A 16,904-nucleotide genomic window follows, 5' to 3' on the forward strand; every position below is an offset into this window, starting at 1 on the left:
GTGCCAGTTCTCGCAAGGGAGTGGAGGTTCGAGTCCTCTTCTGGGCACCACATCGATCAAGTAAGCTGTTGGTATAATTTAAAAAATAATATCAACACGGGATTGCATCCCCCTAATTATCCACCTTGATCGTTTAGATCAAAAGCATCTGCGCGTTCGCTCAGAATAGTAATTTATTCTGGTGAAGTTCCCGTTTCGCCCCCCCCCTACCATCGCAAATAGTTACGTCGTTAACCCAGCTTGTTGTGGCACAAGGAACATCTGGATGGACACGCCAATTACTCACCCCACATCCACTTCACGCAATCGCGAAGGGCAGGAGAGACCAGCTCATTATCGCTGATGCCATCATGATGACTGGTAATATTCCAGATCTCGACAATTCTAGCTATTTCATCATGAAATTTGGCGGATCCCTTTTCACCCTCGTTCCCCAAGTAACCTTCTGATTTCACTATCGTGACCATGCTATTTCCGTTATAAATCAGGGCATTGATGGCTACAAGGGGCGCGTTTCATGGATCACCCAGAGGGTACGAGCTTGGATCGGGGTGATCGGGTCGATTTCGACCCTCGTGTGCGGCTTGAGTTCCGGGGCGCGCAGATCAATTCGGACGGCGGTCTCCTGATGATGCAAGAGCTCGATGACGCGCTCGGACTGTCTGATCTGGCGTCAGCGGCATTGTGCGACACCCGACGCGGCAAGAATACTGTCCATCGGCTTGACGGATTGTTCCGGCATTTGGACGGCTGACTGGATACGAGGATGTCAACGGTGCCGACCGACTGGCCCTCGATCCGGTCATGCGCCAGATCGTGGGTGGCCGCGCCGTTGATTTGGAAGCGGCCTCGGCGTCGCAGATGGGACGGTTTGAGACCGAGACACTCGCTCTGCCCGATAACCGGGACGCGCTGGCCGACCTGAACGGGCAATGGATCGACCGGTTTCACGACCGCAACGGGCTGAAGTACATCGTGCTGGACATAGACAGTTCCGTCAGCCCCACTCATGGCGATCAGGAAGGGACTGCTTGGAACGGGAATTTCGACTGCACCTACTACGACCCGAATTTCCTGTTCAACCAGTTCGGGATGTTGGAACGCTGCGCCCTACGCAATGGCAATGTCCACAGCGCTTATGGCTGGCGTGATGTTCTCGACCCCGTCATTGCGCGCTACGCGAAGCGCGATCTTGGCGGGCGGTTTTTCCGAGCTGATGCCGCCTACGCAATCCCCGCGATCTATGAGCGGCTGGAAGAAGTCAGTTTTTTCTATACCATCCGTCTGCCCGCAAACAACGTCCTGCGCAAGAAGATCGCGCATCGGCTGACGCGGCCCGTGGGGCGACCTTCGCTGATCAAGGTCAAACGGTTCTTCGAAGACTTCGACTATCAGGCGGCGTCCTGGGACAAGCCGCGCCGTGTGATCGCCAAGATCGAATGGCAGCCGGGCGAGTTGTTCCCGCGTGCCGGCTTCATTGTCACCAACATGCCGATGGAGCCGGACTGGGTGGTGAGGTTCTACAAACAGCGTGGCATCGCCGAGCAACACATCAAGGAAGGCAAATACGCCTTTCGCTGGACGCGGCTGTCATGCCGGAAGTTCCGCAACAACGAGGTACGGCTGCAATTGAAGCTGATCAAGATCAGGGCGCATGTCGTCCGCCATGCCCGCGCCATGACCTTCCAATTGGCCGAGGTGGCCGCCACCGGCCCGATGGTCCGCGCCATCCTCGCCGCGATCCGCCGATTGCAAGCACCTCCATCATGCGCGTGACCGCCATCTCCGCCAAAATTGAACGCAAGCGGCAGGACAGCTCGGCCCGCAGCGCTGAAGAACAGTCTCGCCGGGCGAAAACGGCGTGGGTTCGCCGCCGGTTCCGGCCAAATCCAAGCACCCGCGCGACCGAAGAAGCCATTCGGGGCAAAAAGCACTTGTCCAGCGGCAAGGTTCAGGCGATCTTCACGTCAAGCCGCACGCCACTTGGGGAATGTCGGTTACTATAAATCGCCTTGCCCTTATGTTGCGGGACAAGCCTATATCGGAGTTCTCTTGATGTCCCTCTGTCAGACCCTCATTTCGCGTGGTCTTGCTGCCGCCGCCGTATTGGTGGTGACATGTGGTTTTGCTTCGGCACAAACGTTGAGCTTCGGGGGCGTCGCCGACGTTGACACCGCGGGTCAGGGCATCGTGATCGAATACCATGCGGCGCCTCATATCATCCGCGACGGTTGGAGCGCGGGCTTTGGCGCAGCGTTGCGTGTGGACCAGGACGAAGACGCATGGGTCGGCATCGGCTTTGTGGGCAACATGCCACTGAACGACACGTTCTTCGTGCAGGCAAGCTTCATGCCGGGCTATTACAACGCGGGCGAGACCGTGTTGGGCGGCAATCTGCATTTCCGTTCGTTGATCGGCCTTGGTTTGAACGTCTCGGATACGGGCTCTTTGATGTTGTCCATCGACCACCTGTCGAACGGCAGTCTGCATGAGACCAACCCCGGCGCTGAGGCGATTGCCCTGCGCTACCAGATGCGGTTCTAATCGCAGCAAGCACGGCGATTGGGAGAGGGTCTTCGGTGACCTTAGCTGACATTCAGGATCGATTTGACGCTGCGCTGACGGCGTCAGGTCGCCCATTGGGCGATGCGACGTCGCAGGATTTGGCGCTCCGGCTTCGTTAGAGTGGGGCGGACGGGATCGTCTACATAAGCGTTAGGGATGAAGGCCGTGAATGTGCTGTTAATCCTCTGTTAGGGTTCATGGACTAACCATGAAGTACGGTCACTCAGAAGAGTTCATTCGGTCGCTACGCTACAGAAGGGGTAAACGGGCATGCAGGTTCTTATTGTCGGGAGTAACGCGAACTTGGCCGGGCTTGGGGCATGGCGTGACCATCGCAACGGGACAATTGGATGCCGTGCGTCACCTGTCTACACATGGTTTTGAGGCAATTATTCTTGACCTCAAATTAACGGAAGGCAGCGCCATGGCCGTGGCGAATTTTGCCAGTTACCGCCAGCCGCAGGCCCACATCATAGCCGTCACCTCAGATCGGTGTTTTTCCGATGGGTCAATCTTTGCCCATTTGGGCAATGCGCGTTTCAGCGGGTTGTTCCATGAGATAGATTCATGTGTCGAGGACGCGCTTGCAATTCAAATCGGTCAAGGCTTTGTCAAATGTTGAAAACTGAATTACAATCGTATTGATACTTACCCGTAATTTTTGACAGGGAGATTCTCATGCGGTTCCTTTACTTCGTGTCAGCTTTTTTCTTTCTTTCTAGCCCAGTGCTTTCTGGCCCTATTGCCGGCTCTTCGTTTGGTGATGAGACATGGTCGGGAATGGCATTTTATAACGACGAGACCGGTAAATGGTCTCATTGCGCTGTCTCGGCGGAGTACCCGAACGGCTTTGAACTCAGCTTTTCTCTAGCGGCTGATTATTCCTTGGGCCTATTCGTACGCCATACAAGCGAGCAAGTCTTCTTGAACTCGGGCGAATTCGAGGTGGTGACGAAAGTAGACAACTATGCGTCGATATTTGGGTCTGTAACTCCGATCAGCGGTTACATGGCAGGGCTTTGGTACAACGATCTTGACACAGCTATAGCTCAATTCAAAAAAGGCAGGCTGTTAACAATATCCTCACGACTGGGCACCGAAAAGTTTGGCCTGCGCGGTACTTACAAAGCTCTTGGTGCAGCATATGCATGCGCAGCGAGATATGAAAATTATGCGACCCGTATCGATGAGACCACGCAGAACGCAGAAGAAGCGCTAGTCGCTTGGAAACCCAGTGCTGTTGACACAAGTGCTATGTATCAACTCGCCACGCTCTTGATCAGTGATTTTAATCTGAAGGATTTCAGGTACAGCCAGCCCGATGACAAAGTTGTTCCCGGCTCTGTGCAGTTCTGGGCGAACGGCGACACATTATTGGGTATTGTTGCTGTGGGCCGCAATGCAGGTGGTGAGGTGGATTTGAACCAAGCCATGGCAGAGGATCTCGCTTCTCTCACCACTGAGTATTGTGGCGACGGCGATATGGCAATCGTCAACTCAACCATTAAAATTGAGGGTATCGTTACTAAGTCGCTTGAAGGTCTTTGTGATCGACCGAACGATCCATTTACCACCTATGTAACAAAACAGGTGATCTCAGGCAGGCTAGTGGAGACGATCATTTTGAACTTTAACGACGCAACAGTTGCGGGAACACATAGCGAGGTTCCGACTGAGAACGCTGGGATAATCGCTGCGAAATTTATTGAGTAACTGCAGCCATTGGGCTACTTACTCCCGCTATGAGGCGAAGCTGAAGGATGGTCTAGCCGCGTCAACGCCCACAAGGCAAACGTCCGATTTCTTTGGCTTCTCGCAAAAGGGCGCTAAGCTCCCGCCGTGCCTCAACCCATTGCTGCGAACGCATACCATGCTTCCATGCAGGGTGACCATGCCCGCTTCTATGCCCGCCACCTGCGCCGTGAAAACGGCAGACGTGCCACCCTTTAACGGCTGGGGCTCGACAAGGCGCACCTGTTCGTTTTGATTTTGCCGTGCATCTGGGGGCAGCATTCATGCGTTCCACTAGGTACAAGGGGTTGCCGTCACTTTTCACAATGACTCCCCCCCTTAAGCTCTACATTCCCTACAACAGCTTGCCCGCCATCTGACACGTTGACGTGCTGCACTGTCACAGTTTGTTTGCCACCGTTGCGATGCTTACGCAGCGCTTCCATCAGAGCAGCAAAGCTGCGCGATAGCTTGTTCAATGCCCGCTCAGCAGACTCCTGCTGCGGGAGGCTGTCTGCACGGTTGAGACGTTCCGCCATCATCATAGTGGCTTGGTGTATCGCGGCCATCTGAGTGCATAGAAGTGCTTCGGCCGGGTCCCGCGGGTTCATTGCGTCTACGAAGCCCAAGACAAAGTTGCCCGCGGCGTCATCGACCGGCTTTCGGTATGAGCCAAGCTGGGCAATCTGATAGACAAGCCCATCCAAAACACCCGAGCCTGCCACTGCCTTCTGGATGGCACTGAAGTCACCGCTCAAAACGGTTTCAGCGCGAGTATCATCCAACATCCGGGTTTCAAATTTTGGTGGCTTTCGTTTGCTCTCCACAACCTCCGTTGCGCCGCTTTCATTTTGCATTGGTGTCATATGAAATGCTCCTTCTTGTAGTGCGCGAGATTGTGGATGTAGATTATTCGAGCGGCGGCGTGCGTTTCGAGCGCATCAATCGCAGGCTGATAGACCTCAAGGAACGACACGAGAGCATAGGGTAGTTCGCAGCGGCGCAAGCGGTCAGGAAGTTTACTTGCAACATCCGTTGCGGCGTTAAGGCTCTTCAGAGCCTCATCGCGTAGCTGCAAAGCGTTGCTCGTTCCATCCCAATGCATTGCGACACTCGCGACTTTCGCGACATGGGGCGTCTGCCAGAAGCCTTCCGTTTTTCGAGATTCAATCATTGTTCCGCGCTCTTTCAAAAATCAAAATCATTATGGGTATCTGGTCGCCGCAGAGGTGGCGGGCGGTGTTGGTCGAAGATGCGTTCGGCCTTGGGCTGTCCGTTGTTGTCAACCGTGTGCAAGATGCGGATGCCGTCCCGGCCGGTTTCGATGCGGGGCTCTTGTTCTTGCGTCGTCTTGTGGCGCGTGCCCTTTGGCTTGCCTGGGTTTCCAGCCGCAAAGGTGCCAGCCGTATTGCGTCCGCTTTTTCGGTCGGTCATGTTTACTCCCTTGCCTCATCACTTGGTAGGGCTGCCGCGCGAGCCTGCGCAGATAGGCGTCCATATAATCTCACCGCATTTTCAATGTGGATCGCCCTGACGCGAGACAGCTTTTCGATCTCCTTGAATGCCGCATTGGTCCTGGCCTCGTTGAAAAATCGGTAGACCTCATCGCCGCGCAGTTTCAATATTCTGCGCAGGATTCTGTTGGCCGCGACATCTAGGCCGACGCGATTCACGTAGTCAATCGCAGAGCGATGCGGGTCCTTGATCTGCGTTGCAGCCCTCGCGATACTTGCAACACAGCCAGCGGTTTCGGCCTCGGGGCCTTGCGACACTTGCGACACGGGGCGCGCAGCCGGGGCGGTTGTCGCGGAAGTTGCAGGGGCTTGGCCTTCGATTTCAGCCAGCTTAGCTCGTGCATCAAACCACATCGTCCGCACCCTTCCAAATTACCCAAGCTTCGGCCCGTGCAGCGCCCCGCACCACGGTTCCGGCTTCCAGCGGCACAAGCCATCCATGCTTTTCGAGAATACCAAGCGCCGCCCGTGCCTTCGGGCTTTCGCGCAGGGCGTTCGGCCCGAGCCTCACCACGTCGCGGACCATGATTTCAGGATGCGGCCAGCTTTCCAGCAGCCACCGCCGCAAAGCTTCCGCCTTGTCGATTTCAGAAGAAACAAGGGCCGCGCTTGCCAGCCGTGAAGCTTCGGAAAGGTAGAATTGCGCAAGCTCTATTGCGTCGGCCATGTCGCGGGCTTCCACCTTCGGGGCTTCCAAATCGTGCCAGAGGGTCAGCACCCCCGCAATTCGCGCCGCTTGCTCCGCCGCCTTGGACGCCGTGCCCGTGATGTGGGCAAGACTGCCCCCCGACGCTTGTGCCGCTTCGATTTCATCCGAGAACGCCACCAGAAGGTTGCGGGCTTCCAGTGTCAATTGCAGTATGCGGGGTTCAAGTTCGCGCGTCTCTGAGGCCATTGGCATGGGTGTTTCGAGGATAGCGCGCAATCGCCCCTCAAAGTTTGCAAGCGCCATATCATCGCGCTGGGCGTGCGCTTGCATACGGGTGCCTATAGCGCTGGGCGGTTCGCATATCAGAAAGCGGGGCAGAAAGCCCGTGTCAGCCGCTAGCGGATCTGCCAGAAAGCCGCGTGCCACGCCGGGTTGCACCATAAGATGCACCGCCAGCCGTCGCCCGTATAGTGTCGCGTGCCCATCCCCCGAGCGCGTGCGTCTTATCGGGTGGCCTTGCCAAAGGTCGTTGAACGCGGCCAGCGTCTTTTGCCGGTTCTCCGAGTTCATCGCGTGCCCGCCCAAGAATTGCCCGCCTTCATCCGAGAAAAGCCCAAGGCTGGGTTGCCCGTTTGCGAAAAGCTTTGTCAGCCCTTCAAATGTTGGTTCTGTCACGGTTCGGTCAGCGGAAGGCGGGGCTTCCGGTTCTGCCCCGAGCGCTTCTAGGTCAGCTTGTGCCGCCGTGCGCTTTTCGCCTTTACCTTTGCGGGCTTCCAAAAGAATCCGGTCACGTTCACCTTTCCAAAGCGCGTGCTTGTTCCGCCAGCTTTCTATTTCGTCGCGCTGGGCTTTAGCTTGTTCCCGTTCATAGACGCGCAGCGCGGCCATTAAGGGGGCGTCGCAAGCGCTTTTGCGTTCACCGCTTCGGGCTATTGTCAGGGCGTAAAGTGAAGTCGCGCGCGGCCCGCCCAGCGTGTCCACATCGGCAAAGCCCTGCACCGCCAAAGATGCCACCGCCAGAGCAGATTGCGCAGGGATGGCCACGGGGGCTTGCGTCATGCCTTGCACGGCTTCCACAGCCGCTCGCAGCGGCCCAAGCGCTTGCACCGGATAGGGGGCACCGGGGGCGATTTCGCGCACCAACGGTTGCGGCCCTTCGGGCGTAAAGGCGGTTTCGTTTATCTGGGGTTGCGCGTTCATGCTGCCACCGCCTTTTCCGTTAAGATGTCGTTCCAGTCCCGGCCAGCAGGGGCAGGCAATAGCGATACCTGCCAGCCCAGCGCGTGCGCCCGTTCTGCCAAAGTGTGCCCAGCCGCGCGGCCCGGTGCGTCGCCATCGGTTGCGATTGTCAGCCGCCCCGGTTCCGGGGGCAGTCGCAGCCCGCGCAGGCCACTTGTGCTAAGCGCGGCCCATAGCGTCACAGGGTCATCCAGCAGCCCGCACAACAGCGACAAGCCGCTTTCAACGCCTTCCGATACAACCAGCCGCGAACGCCCTTCAGTAAGCCGCACAGCGCCGCCAGCGGTTGCGCCCAGCATTGCCTTCGCGGGTTCTATATCGGCCTTGCCCGAGCCGTCAGGACGCAAGTAGGTCCGATGCACTGCAGGCAACCCCGCGCCTTGCACAGCTGCCACCATTGCCGGATACCGTTTTGCGGTCGGCCCGTGCCAGCAATCGCCTTGAAAGCGCAGCGTGCGGGGCAATTCGCAGGTTATGCCGCGACCGCGCAGATATGCTTCCGCCACCGTGCCTGCGATGGGTTGGGCTTCATCCCAAAGCCGTTTGGCTTGCGCCGCCTTGCGCTGGGCTTCGGCCTTTGCTTCGCGTTCGCGCCGGGCAATCGTTGCCGCGTCCGGTGGTGAATAATCTCCCGAGCGCAGCCCAGCCGCCGCCAGAATGTGGAGAAAGCCGCAGGCGCTTTTCTTGCAATCCAGCATCAGCCGCCCGTTTCGGCCATCGGCAAGGGTCAGGGCGTTTTGATCTTTCCGCCGTTGCGGTTGGCATACGGGGCAAGGTGCAGTGCCATAGCGGCCATGAAAGCGCCCGCCCAGCGCTAAAGTCAGTTCCCGCGCGTCAGTCATGTCGCACCGCCTTCGGGCCGGATATGATGAAGATCCGCGCGCTTTGCTAGGCCCTTGCCTCGTGTGACATTCGAGGTGCCCGCCGCTTCCGCATAGCGGCCCCTAAGCTTCGGTTGCGCCGCCCGCGCGCCGGGGTTTTCTTTTCGCCCGCCGGTCATATCAAGCGGCCTGTTCGCGAAGGTTTCGCAGATGGGCGTCAATGTCGCCTTCTGCCCAATAGATGCGGCCCCCAAGCTTGATGGGCTGGGGCAAGCGGCCCGCCGCCAAATCGGCATAGATTGCGCTGCGTGAGCGATTGCCTAGCTTGGCGCGCAGTTCAGTCAGAGTGAGGTATTTCATTGGCTTTCCATCGGTTGCAGTACAGGATTGCCCCGCACAGCCCGATGTTGCCCGCCTTTGCAGTCTGCTAAAAAGACAGCCAACCTTTCGAGGTTTTTACCTCTTTAAGAACGCCGATTTCCGTGAGGCGGGTTCGAATACGTGAACGATGTTTGTCATGCGCATCTTTCACGGTTTGAAAACTTAACTCATACGAATTGGCGACATTCAGTATCGCATCTTCCAAGCGCAAGTCGTCACCTTCGTCATTTCCAGATAAATATTCCACTTCGACGTCCCTCGCTAATCGTCTTGCGCGGTCGATGGTAGCCAACTTCTTCTTCATCGGATGCTTGCCCGCCGAACCGCCTTCGATTCTGAAAGTTTCGCCTAAAGTTTTACCAGACGGGGCTTGCCGATAGTCGTCCCAAGCTGAGGCAAGTACCCGTAGAAGTGCGAGAGGTACTGTAGCGCTTTCTTCGCCCCATTCTTTCGGCCATGTAGACCTTAATTGTTCATTTGTTCTTCCTGACTCTAAGCCACCTACAAAAGCCCCTAAAGCTTCAAGTGCGATATAAGGTGTGTTTAGAACACCATCGCTTAGCAATTCCTCAAATAATTCAAGGCGATGCGAAAGCGCCAATAACTCTTCATCAGCAATCGCATTATTCAGTTCAGCGAGACCTTCCTCAGACACCATAGGTGGACGGGGTTTCCTTCGTTTTGTCACCACGCCGCCCCCCGTGTCGCAGAAGTCGCGGAAGTCGCAGGGATGCCCCCGTCATTTTCGCTTTTTGCCATCACACCCCCGCCAGCTTCACGACCTGCCCGGCGCCACCCGTTACATAGTCAGCCCAGCGTTCGGCAAGCTTCCGACGCTGTTCCAGAAAGTCAGTTCTGCGATAAGCGCGCACCACGCCGCTATCGGTGACATGCGCCAGCATTCCTTCTGCCACTTCATGCGGGGCGTCCGTGCATTCTGCCAACCATGTGCGCAGAGAAGTGCGGAAGCCGTGAGGGCGAGCTTCTAGCCCCCGCCGTTCCATGTGCCGTGAAAGCGTCATGTCGCTAATCACCCCGCCCCGTGTGTTCGGAAATAGAAAACCGTTGCGTGCATGCGGTTTTGCCAGTTCGATAATGCGCTGTGCTTCAGGAGCGAGTGGAACGCGATAATCGGGTGTCCTACCCCTGCGGCCCTTCATATCTTCTCCGGGTACGATCCACACATCGCCGTCGAGTTGATCACGCCGTATGTGTCGTAAGGGCTTCGAGCGCACGCCGGGGTTCAAGATCAGCAAGCGCAAGGCAAGATGCGTTGGGGTCGGTTCTGCTAAGCTAGCATAGAAAGCGGGCACATCGGACCAAGCCATCGCTGGAATGTTCTTCGCCACGTGCCGCGATTTACCTAGCAGCGCCTTGGCCTTTTCGGTCGCTTGTAAATCCACATCCAAGCCCAGGGCAGCGGCATGCCTCATCACAATAGAAAGCCGGTTCATGGCCTTGCGCGCTGTATCAGCTTTGGTGTGCCAAATTGGGCTCAACGTGTCGCGAATGTCGCGCTGATCTAGGTCAGTTACTGGTACTTTGCCGAGCTTAGGTAGGACGTGAAGAGTTAATGGCGAAAGCCAACGGCCCGCTGTCCCGTCCCCTTTGAGTTCTGCTTTGCGAGCTTCGAACGCATCTGTCGTGATAACAGCAAGCGAAATATCCTCTCTCCGCGCGGTACGTTTTTCGGTTTCGCGTTCTTTAATTGGATCACGGCCAGCCGCCGCAACTTCACGCCAATGCTGGGCCATCTTCCGAGCTTCCGCCAGTCCGAGAAAAGGAAAGCCCCCTAGACCCATCTCCCGCCGTCTACCGTGTACGGTTACCCGTAAGACCCACTGCGCTCCCCCATCGTCGCGCTTTACTAGCCATAACCCAGAGCCATCACAGTGCTTTCCCGCTGGTGCCGTTTTAACAAACGATGCTGAAAGCCTGTTCTGCGCCCGCATTCTTCATCCCCCTAAATATCCACCTTTAGGTAGTGGATACCGACGGACAGAACAAGACACCGCAGGACGTATTGCGCCATATTTTTAGGGGATACAGGGCAGGTTTGGACATTTAAAAGCAGGCAAAAACAATATGTTGATGCCTCTTCTGGGCACCACATCGTTAAAATGATATCTCGCTTTCGCTAAATTATAATTCGACCTTTCTATGTGGGATGGTCGATATTAGCGTCTGTGTCATTGCATATTTCGTCGGAAAATATGTGTCACCCTAGAGGTGGTCGTATGTGCTTTTCGAACTTGCCGATGCGCATCACTTACCCACCACAATCAGATCATCACAAATTTATAGCCGCCCGACTGGCGCCTAAAACACGTGGGTGCCATCCGCAGATGGTTGTCGTATAAGCATCACGCATTCTTGGAGATGATGATGACAATTACACTGCACCAACGCGACCTTCCTGATGATCTGGACCTTGGCCCTGAGGTGGCGATTGACTGTGAAACCATGGGGCTTAACCCCCATCGGGACCGGCTGTGTGTTGTGCAGCTTTCAAGCGGAGACGGCACGGCCCATCTCGTGCAGATCGCCAAAGGTCAAACAGAAGCACCAAACCTGTGCCGCATGTTGACTGATCCCAATGTGACCAAACTTTTCCATTTCGGCCGCTTTGACATCGCCGCGATGTATCATGCGTTTGGTGCGCTTACGGCCCCGGTCTATTGCACCAAAATTGCCAGCCGTTTGGTGCGGACATATACAGATCGCCACGGACTGAAGGCTTTGTTGACTGAATTGCTGCAAGTCGACATCTCAAAGATGCAGCAAAGCAGTGACTGGGGCGCTGCCCAGTTAACCGAGGCGCAAATGGCCTATGCCGCATCTGACGTGCTGTATCTACACCGCCTACGCGACGCACTGAACACGATGATGGTCCGCGAAGATCGGATGGAGCTCGCGCAACAGTGCTTTGACTTTCTGCCCACGAGGGCGAAGCTCGACCTGATCGGCTATTCTGGCACGGATATTTTCGCGCACTCCTAACTTCGGCAATAAGGCCTGCACCATGTCCACTTTGACGCGCCACACTAAGGTCGTCCGCGCCGCGCGCGTGGTCTTGCCGCTGTTGGCGCTGGCATTGTTGTCGAGCCTGTTTTTGCTGACCCAGACGCCCAATCCGGACGCCGCCATTCCATATGCAGAGGCCGATGTGCAGCTCTTGGCGCGGGAACAGCGCCTGACCGCGCCGCGCTTTGCGGGCATGTCATCCGATGGCGCATCCTTTTCAATTGCCGCCGATTTGGCACGACCAGACCCCGTTGACCCTCGCATCCTGAGTGCGGATAGACTTTCCGTTGCGATTGACGGGCTGGAGGGCGGCAATACGCTATTCGTTCAGGCCCGGCGCGGCCAGATGGATACGGGTGAGCAAACGCTGCAACTGGCCCAAGATGTAGCGATCCGCAGTTCACTCGGCTTATCGCTGCAAACGGATCAGTTTATGGCAGATGTAGCAGGCTTGTCTCTCTATGTGCCGACCCCGCTGACAGGACGGGGCCCTTTTGGCGAATTAACCGCCCAAAGAATGCGCCTTACGCGGGACATCGCCACAGGTGATCAGCTTCTGCTTTTCGAGGGGGGTGTCACCCTGCTATACACCCCGGAATAGGTTTGGAAATTTTATATGCAGATCACTACTCTCTCTACCCTCGCCGTTGCGCTTTTGATGCCTGTGATCGCCTTGGCGCAGGGCACATCGGTAGGGTTTGGCGGTGGTGGTCACGATACAGATGCACAGGTTGAGATCGCGGCGGATAGCCTTTCGATCGACCAAGCCACCGGTCGGGCCACGCTGTTGGGTAATGTGCTTGTTGCCCAAGATACCCTGCGATTGACAGCGGATGAGGTTGTTGTGGACTACGTGGATCAAGACGGACGCCGTACAATCCAAAGCCTGTCGGCCGAGGGCGACGTGCTGATTGTGGCGGGCCCTGACGCGGCCGAAGGACAGACCGCTGTTTACACCATCGGCTCAAGTGAAATCGTCATGACCGGCGAAGTTCTTCTGACCCAAGGCGACAACGCACTGGCGGGTGAGCGGCTTGTGGTAAACCTTGCGTCTGGTGCTGGTACTGTTTCAGGCCGCGTTCGTACGGTTCTTCAGGTTTCGGAATGACGACAAAGCCAACCCTGACCGCAGCCCCAGGTACAGGTGGGCTCAAGATTGAAAATCTGCGCAAAAGCTACCGCAAACGGCCCGTCATCCGGGACGTTTCGATGGAGCTGGCGCGGGGCGAAGTCGTTGCCCTATTGGGGCCAAATGGATCTGGCAAGACCACGTGTTTCTACTCCATTGCGGGGCTTGTGACCCCCGACGCAGGACGCGTCACACTCGATGGGGCTGATGTCACGGTGCTGCCGATGTACCGCCGTGCGCGCGCCGGTGTGGGGTACCTGCCACAAGAAATGTCCATTTTTCGCGGGCTCTCTGTCGAAGACAACATAATGGCCATTCTAGAGGTAGCTGAACCCAACAAGAAACGCCGCCGCGACCGCCTCGAAGAATTATTGGCGGAGTTCCATATCGAACCGCTCCGCCGGGCATCAGCCATGGCCCTCTCGGGGGGAGAACGCCGCCGTGTGGAGATCGCTCGCTGCCTTGCTGCGTCGCCCAAATACCTGCTGCTGGATGAACCTTTCGCAGGGGTAGATCCCATCGCCGTTGGTGATATTCGTGCCTTGGTCGCTCAGCTAAAGACCCGGGGCATTGGGGTATTAATTACCGATCACAATGTGCGCGAGACGCTCAAAATTGTTGACCGCGCCTATATTTTGCACGACGGCAAAGTTATCATGAGCGGTAGCGCATCTGAGGTCATTCAAGACCAAAACGTTCAACGCGTTTACCTAGGCGACAGCTTTAACGCGTAGTTCGGTCCGTGTCTGCCGACATTTCACCAAACCCTCAGGTTTCAATTGACATCGGGCATCTTCAGGCGTCCAATCAAGAGTATGAAGCCCTGTTGTGCCCTTCGCATTTCTATGCGTAACTCGCTGGATTGCTCTCAACAGACCGCCGCGCAGGTAATGCGCCCGGTGCTTCATATTTTAACCAAATTGCAAGGTTTGACGCGTTAAAATTCGCGTCCTTTGCGTGACTTTCTGGGAGGTTTCATGCGTTATCAAATCAGCGGAAAACAAATAGACATCGGCACTGCGCTTCAAACGCACGTGGAGCAGGAGTTAGGAGGAATCGTCCAAAAGTACGCGGAACGACCTACCGATGCCCTCGTTGTCTTTTCCCGAAATGCGCATGAATACGTCTGTGAATCGACCGTACATCTCTCCACCGGTCTGACCGCACAGGCAAAGGCGCATGCAACTGAAATCTATGCCGCATTTGATAGCTGCGGTGAAAAAATGGAGAAACAGTTGCGCCGCTATAAGCGTCGCCTCAAGGACCATCACCGCGAAAGGGCGCAGCCGGTTGAACTCTCGGGTGCCGCGTCGTATATCCTCGCCAGCCAAGAGAGCAACGATGAGGACGAGCCTGAAACGCTGACGCCTTTGATCGTTGCAGAGATGGAAACCAAGATCCCATCGTTGTCGGTCGGTGAGGCTGTAATGCAGATGGAGCTTGCGGGAGCGCCTGTTCTAGTGTTCCACAATGAAAAGCACGGCTCAATTAATGTCGTGTACCGCCGTGAAGACGGCAACGTGGGCTGGGTTGATCCTAAGTCCGAGAGCTAAAAACTTCGAGGTCCGCCTCGGGTGGGAGAGAACGTCCAATGCAACTGGCAGATATCCTGTCGCCCAACGCCGTTCAGGCGGTTGGGAAAGTCAGCAGTAAGAAACGTTTGTTACAAACGCTCGCCGAAGCCGCGAAAGCGGCCCATGGCGTGTGCGCGGATGCAGCTCTCTCCCACTTGCTCGAGCGGGAGTCGCTGGGCCCAACAGGTGTTGGCGGTGGCGTTGCGCTACCGCACGCGCGTTTACCTGAACTTGATCGGGTGGTTGGGGTGTTTTTGCGCCTCGAACAGCCTATTGATTTCGATGCCGTCGATCGCAAACCAGTAGACATTGTGTTCGGCTTGTTTGCGCCCGAAGCATCAGGCGTTGAGCACCTAAAAGCACTGGCGCTGGTGTCTCGTTCGCTGCGGAACCCTTCGCTGTGCGCTAAGCTCCGCTCTAACGGCGATCCAAGTGTGCTGTACACTCTGCTGACAGAACCCGAAGCGAGCCAAGCAGCTTAACGTATATCGCTCGCGGTTTATATAAGACCGCCCAAAACTACTGAGCGGCGCGACGCATGGAGAGTGAGGCCTGTAAAAACTCGGCAAGCTCCTCCTGGAGGTCTTCACGTGCAAGGCCGAACGCAACAGTCGCCTGCAAAAAACCCGCTTTTGAGCCGCAATCATACCGCTGGCCCGTAAATCGATAGCCAAAAACGTTCTGCTCGTTTTTGATCTCTTGGGCGATCGCATCCGTAAGCTGAATCTCACCTCCGGCCCCGGATTTCATCTGATTTAGGTTTTTCATGATTTTTGGGCTCAGAATATAGCGCCCAATCACCGCAAGGTTGGAAGGCGCCGTCCCAGCGGGGGGCTTTTCCACCATCCCGTTCACCGACACATGGGTGCCCATGTCTTCTTTGACGTCCAGAACCCCGTAGGAAGACGTCTTTGCGGCCGGGACCTCCATTGCTGCAACCATATTACCGCCGGTCTCAGCATAAGCTTCAATCATTTGTTGCAAGCATGGTTTCTCAGCAGCAATGACGTCGTCCGGCAGGATCACCGCAAAAGGTTCATCCCCAACAAGCCGCCGCGCGCACCACACAGCGTGACCAAGGCCCAGCGCTTTGTGCTGGCGGATATAGGCAATCGCACCGCTATCCATATTGGTCTTTTTCAATTCTTTCAGCAGCGCATCCTTGCCCTTCTTGCGCAAGTTCGCCTCAAGCTCAGGGGAGTGATCAAAGTAGTCCTCAAGGGCACTCTTCCCTCGGGACGTCACAAAGATGAATTCCTTAATCCCCGCGGCACGGGCTTCATCAATTGCGTATTGGATGAGCGGTCGGTCCACCAAGGTCATAATTTCCTTGGGCACTGACTTTGTCGCCGGCAAAAAGCGCGTACCCAAACCCGCTACGGGGAAAATGGCCTTAGTGACTTTTCGTTTCATTATGACACCTAATTACAAAGCTAAAACACGACATAAATTTTCTATTGGCTAATAAGGCCGTAGGGCGAAACTATGACAACGTGGCGACAATATAAAGAGTTTGCTTTGAGTGTCCTAATTATGAGGCGGGTTTCAGCTTGACCGCTGGAGCGAAGGCGATGAAGTGAGGATTCTCAAACTCAGCCTTACCGTAGCGAAGTGGCGTGTGATCATCAAAGCGCACAACCTCGCCTCCTGCACCGGCCAGAACGGCGTGACCTGCGGCGGTGTCCCATTCCATCGTGCGGCCCAAGCGCGGATAAATATCGGCTTCGCCGCTTGCGATCAGACAGAATTTTAGCGAAGAGCCCGCGCTCTTACTGTCAGCGACTTCGTATTTCGCGATATAATCCTCAAGCGCCTGATCCCGGTGCGACTTCGACGCGACCACAAACAACGCCGAATTGTCCGAGTTAGAGACGCTAAGCAGCGTCAGGGAGCCCGGAGTATCGAGATCGAAAGGCCCGGTTTCCTCAACCGTCTGACCACTGCCATTCGTATAGAACAGTCGCCCCCGAGCCGGGGCATAGACGACACCACGCAGTGGGACACCCTTTTCCACGTAGGCGATATTGACGGTGAAATCCCCCCGCCGATGCACGAATTCCTTGGTGCCATCGAGCGGGTCGACAATTAGGAAAGTGTCGCCCACCTCGGAGTGAGTCTCATCCTGTTCTTCAGTGACCAGCGGCACACCTGGGAACGCGGCGCGCAGACCGGCGGAGATCAGCGCATCGGCTTTCTCATCTGCTTCGGTTACGGGGCTTTCGTCAGATTTTGTTTTCACTTCAAAGGTATCTGATTCGTACACGTCCATAATGACGG

20 protein-coding genes and 1 pseudogene are annotated in these 16,904 nt (G+C 56.2%); 10 read left to right on the forward strand and 11 right to left on the reverse strand.

Features of this window, described 5'->3' with window-relative positions; genetic code table 11:
- Positions 1–517 precede the first annotated feature (517 nt).
- The 4 genes and pseudogenes from AC4GMC_RS12070 to AC4GMC_RS12085 all read left to right on the forward strand — a co-directional run bounded on the left by AC4GMC_RS12070 (position 518) and on the right by AC4GMC_RS12085 (position 4,278).
- A pseudogene (locus tag AC4GMC_RS12070) lies at positions 518–1,776 on the forward strand (IS1380 family transposase).
- Positions 1,777–2,055: 279 nt separating this feature from the next.
- Entirely contained in the window at positions 2,056–2,544 is a 489-nt protein-coding gene (locus AC4GMC_RS12075; RefSeq protein WP_487877870.1) for an acyloxyacyl hydrolase, read from the forward strand.
- A gap of 229 nt (positions 2,545–2,773) precedes the next feature.
- The gene (locus tag AC4GMC_RS12080; protein ID WP_487877871.1) at positions 2,774–3,187 is read left to right on the forward strand and encodes a hypothetical protein; all 414 of its coding nucleotides are present in this window, start codon (positions 2,774–2,776) and stop codon (positions 3,185–3,187) included.
- 56 nt (positions 3,188–3,243) lie between these two features.
- Positions 3,244–4,278, forward strand: a complete 1,035-nt coding sequence (locus AC4GMC_RS12085; protein WP_487877271.1) for a hypothetical protein — start codon at positions 3,244–3,246, stop codon at positions 4,276–4,278.
- Positions 4,279–4,610: 332 nt separating this feature from the next.
- On the opposite strand, the gene AC4GMC_RS12090 is transcribed toward AC4GMC_RS12085, so the two are convergent.
- The 9 genes from AC4GMC_RS12090 to AC4GMC_RS12130 form a co-directional block, all read right to left on the reverse strand.
- Positions 4,611–5,162, reverse strand: a complete 552-nt coding sequence (locus AC4GMC_RS12090) for a hypothetical protein (protein WP_487877270.1) — start codon at positions 5,160–5,162, stop codon at positions 4,611–4,613.
- On the reverse strand, positions 5,159–5,470 hold the full coding sequence (locus AC4GMC_RS12095) for a hypothetical protein (RefSeq protein WP_487877269.1): 312 nt from the start codon (positions 5,468–5,470) through the stop codon (positions 5,159–5,161). Before AC4GMC_RS12095 ends, AC4GMC_RS12090 begins: the two co-directional genes overlap by 4 nt.
- 14 nt (positions 5,471–5,484) lie before the next feature.
- Positions 5,485–5,730 carry a hypothetical protein gene (locus tag AC4GMC_RS12100; protein WP_487877268.1) on the reverse strand — a complete coding sequence of 82 codons (246 nt, stop codon included), beginning with the start codon at positions 5,728–5,730 and terminating at the stop codon, positions 5,485–5,487.
- Between the two features lie 2 nt (positions 5,731–5,732).
- Entirely contained in the window at positions 5,733–6,164 is a 432-nt protein-coding gene (locus AC4GMC_RS12105; RefSeq protein WP_487877267.1) for a hypothetical protein, read from the reverse strand.
- On the reverse strand, positions 6,154–7,659 hold the full coding sequence (locus AC4GMC_RS12110; RefSeq protein WP_487877266.1) for a YfjI family protein: 1,506 nt from the start codon (positions 7,657–7,659) through the stop codon (positions 6,154–6,156). The genes AC4GMC_RS12105 and AC4GMC_RS12110 overlap by 11 nt, the downstream gene beginning before the upstream one ends.
- Positions 7,656–8,540: a DUF7146 domain-containing protein gene (locus AC4GMC_RS12115; protein ID WP_487877265.1), complete on the reverse strand. Its 885-nt coding sequence runs from the start codon at positions 8,538–8,540 to the stop codon at positions 7,656–7,658. The genes AC4GMC_RS12110 and AC4GMC_RS12115 overlap by 4 nt, the downstream gene beginning before the upstream one ends.
- Positions 8,541–8,699: 159 nt before the next feature.
- The gene (locus tag AC4GMC_RS12120; protein WP_487877264.1) at positions 8,700–8,879 is read right to left on the reverse strand and encodes a helix-turn-helix transcriptional regulator; all 180 of its coding nucleotides are present in this window, start codon (positions 8,877–8,879) and stop codon (positions 8,700–8,702) included.
- Between the two features lie 67 nt (positions 8,880–8,946).
- A complete protein-coding gene (locus tag AC4GMC_RS12125) occupies positions 8,947–9,558 on the reverse strand; it encodes a hypothetical protein (RefSeq protein WP_487877263.1) in 612 nt (203 codons plus the stop codon).
- 100 nt (positions 9,559–9,658) lie between these two features.
- On the reverse strand, positions 9,659–10,852 hold the full coding sequence (locus tag AC4GMC_RS12130; protein ID WP_487877262.1) for a tyrosine-type recombinase/integrase: 1,194 nt from the start codon (positions 10,850–10,852) through the stop codon (positions 9,659–9,661).
- Positions 10,853–11,285: 433 nt separating this feature from the next.
- Between AC4GMC_RS12130 and AC4GMC_RS12135 the strand changes: the two genes are divergently transcribed.
- The 6 genes from AC4GMC_RS12135 to AC4GMC_RS12160 all read left to right on the forward strand — a co-directional run bounded on the left by AC4GMC_RS12135 (position 11,286) and on the right by AC4GMC_RS12160 (position 15,109).
- The gene (locus tag AC4GMC_RS12135) at positions 11,286–11,900 is read left to right on the forward strand and encodes a ribonuclease D (RefSeq protein WP_487877261.1); all 615 of its coding nucleotides are present in this window, start codon (positions 11,286–11,288) and stop codon (positions 11,898–11,900) included.
- A gap of 22 nt (positions 11,901–11,922) precedes the next feature.
- Complete coding sequence (locus AC4GMC_RS12140; protein WP_487877260.1) at positions 11,923–12,525, forward strand: hypothetical protein; 603 nt, start codon at positions 11,923–11,925, stop codon at positions 12,523–12,525.
- A 15-nt stretch (positions 12,526–12,540) separates the two neighbouring features.
- On the forward strand, positions 12,541–13,032 hold the full coding sequence (locus tag AC4GMC_RS12145; RefSeq protein WP_487877259.1) for an LptA/OstA family protein: 492 nt from the start codon (positions 12,541–12,543) through the stop codon (positions 13,030–13,032).
- A complete protein-coding gene (gene lptB / locus AC4GMC_RS12150) occupies positions 13,029–13,787 on the forward strand; it encodes an LPS export ABC transporter ATP-binding protein (protein WP_487877258.1) in 759 nt (252 codons plus the stop codon). The genes AC4GMC_RS12145 and lptB overlap by 4 nt, the downstream gene beginning before the upstream one ends.
- Before the next feature lie 243 nt (positions 13,788–14,030).
- Positions 14,031–14,606: a ribosome hibernation-promoting factor, HPF/YfiA family gene (gene hpf, locus AC4GMC_RS12155; RefSeq protein ID WP_487878693.1), complete on the forward strand. Its 576-nt coding sequence runs from the start codon at positions 14,031–14,033 to the stop codon at positions 14,604–14,606.
- A gap of 38 nt (positions 14,607–14,644) precedes the next feature.
- Positions 14,645–15,109, forward strand: coding sequence for a PTS sugar transporter subunit IIA (locus tag AC4GMC_RS12160; protein WP_487878692.1), 465 nt, complete (start codon positions 14,645–14,647; stop codon positions 15,107–15,109).
- Positions 15,110–15,146: 37 nt separating this feature from the next.
- Here the strand turns inward: AC4GMC_RS12160 and galU are convergent, their stop codons facing one another.
- Positions 15,147–16,040: a UTP--glucose-1-phosphate uridylyltransferase GalU gene (gene galU, locus AC4GMC_RS12165; protein ID WP_487878691.1), complete on the reverse strand. Its 894-nt coding sequence runs from the start codon at positions 16,038–16,040 to the stop codon at positions 15,147–15,149.
- Between the two features lie 118 nt (positions 16,041–16,158).
- Entirely contained in the window at positions 16,159–16,896 is a 738-nt protein-coding gene (gene cysQ, locus AC4GMC_RS12170) for a 3'(2'),5'-bisphosphate nucleotidase CysQ (protein WP_487878694.1), read from the reverse strand.
- Positions 16,897–16,904: the final 8 nt, after the last annotated feature.

The sequence above is a fragment of the Thalassobacter sp. genome (assembly GCF_982993085.1).

Excerpts from the sequence above, each read along its gene's own strand:
- AC4GMC_RS12075 (WP_487877870.1), top strand. The coding sequence starts at position 2,056 with ATGTCCCTCTGTCAGACCCTCATTTCGCGTGGTCTTGCTGCCGCCGCC.
- AC4GMC_RS12080 (WP_487877871.1), top strand. The coding sequence starts at position 2,774 with ATGAAGTACGGTCACTCAGAAGAGTTCATTCGGTCGCTACGCTACAGA.
- AC4GMC_RS12085 (WP_487877271.1), top strand. The coding sequence starts at position 3,244 with ATGCGGTTCCTTTACTTCGTGTCAGCTTTTTTCTTTCTTTCTAGCCCA.
- AC4GMC_RS12090 (WP_487877270.1), bottom strand. The coding sequence starts at position 5,162 with ATGACACCAATGCAAAATGAAAGCGGCGCAACGGAGGTTGTGGAGAGC.
- AC4GMC_RS12095 (WP_487877269.1), bottom strand. The coding sequence starts at position 5,470 with ATGATTGAATCTCGAAAAACGGAAGGCTTCTGGCAGACGCCCCATGTC.
- AC4GMC_RS12100 (WP_487877268.1), bottom strand. The coding sequence starts at position 5,730 with ATGACCGACCGAAAAAGCGGACGCAATACGGCTGGCACCTTTGCGGCT.
- AC4GMC_RS12105 (WP_487877267.1), bottom strand. The coding sequence starts at position 6,164 with ATGTGGTTTGATGCACGAGCTAAGCTGGCTGAAATCGAAGGCCAAGCC.
- AC4GMC_RS12110 (WP_487877266.1), bottom strand. The coding sequence starts at position 7,659 with ATGAACGCGCAACCCCAGATAAACGAAACCGCCTTTACGCCCGAAGGG.
- AC4GMC_RS12115 (WP_487877265.1), bottom strand. The coding sequence starts at position 8,540 with ATGACTGACGCGCGGGAACTGACTTTAGCGCTGGGCGGGCGCTTTCAT.
- AC4GMC_RS12120 (WP_487877264.1), bottom strand. The coding sequence starts at position 8,879 with ATGAAATACCTCACTCTGACTGAACTGCGCGCCAAGCTAGGCAATCGC.
- AC4GMC_RS12125 (WP_487877263.1), bottom strand. The coding sequence starts at position 9,558 with ATGGTGTCTGAGGAAGGTCTCGCTGAACTGAATAATGCGATTGCTGAT.
- AC4GMC_RS12130 (WP_487877262.1), bottom strand. The coding sequence starts at position 10,852 with ATGCGGGCGCAGAACAGGCTTTCAGCATCGTTTGTTAAAACGGCACCA.
- AC4GMC_RS12135 (WP_487877261.1), top strand. The coding sequence starts at position 11,286 with ATGACAATTACACTGCACCAACGCGACCTTCCTGATGATCTGGACCTT.
- AC4GMC_RS12140 (WP_487877260.1), top strand. The coding sequence starts at position 11,923 with ATGTCCACTTTGACGCGCCACACTAAGGTCGTCCGCGCCGCGCGCGTG.
- AC4GMC_RS12145 (WP_487877259.1), top strand. The coding sequence starts at position 12,541 with ATGCAGATCACTACTCTCTCTACCCTCGCCGTTGCGCTTTTGATGCCT.
- lptB (WP_487877258.1), top strand. The coding sequence starts at position 13,029 with ATGACGACAAAGCCAACCCTGACCGCAGCCCCAGGTACAGGTGGGCTC.
- hpf (WP_487878693.1), top strand. The coding sequence starts at position 14,031 with ATGCGTTATCAAATCAGCGGAAAACAAATAGACATCGGCACTGCGCTT.
- AC4GMC_RS12160 (WP_487878692.1), top strand. The coding sequence starts at position 14,645 with ATGCAACTGGCAGATATCCTGTCGCCCAACGCCGTTCAGGCGGTTGGG.
- galU (WP_487878691.1), bottom strand. The coding sequence starts at position 16,040 with ATGAAACGAAAAGTCACTAAGGCCATTTTCCCCGTAGCGGGTTTGGGT.
- cysQ (WP_487878694.1), bottom strand. The coding sequence starts at position 16,896 with ATGGACGTGTACGAATCAGATACCTTTGAAGTGAAAACAAAATCTGAC.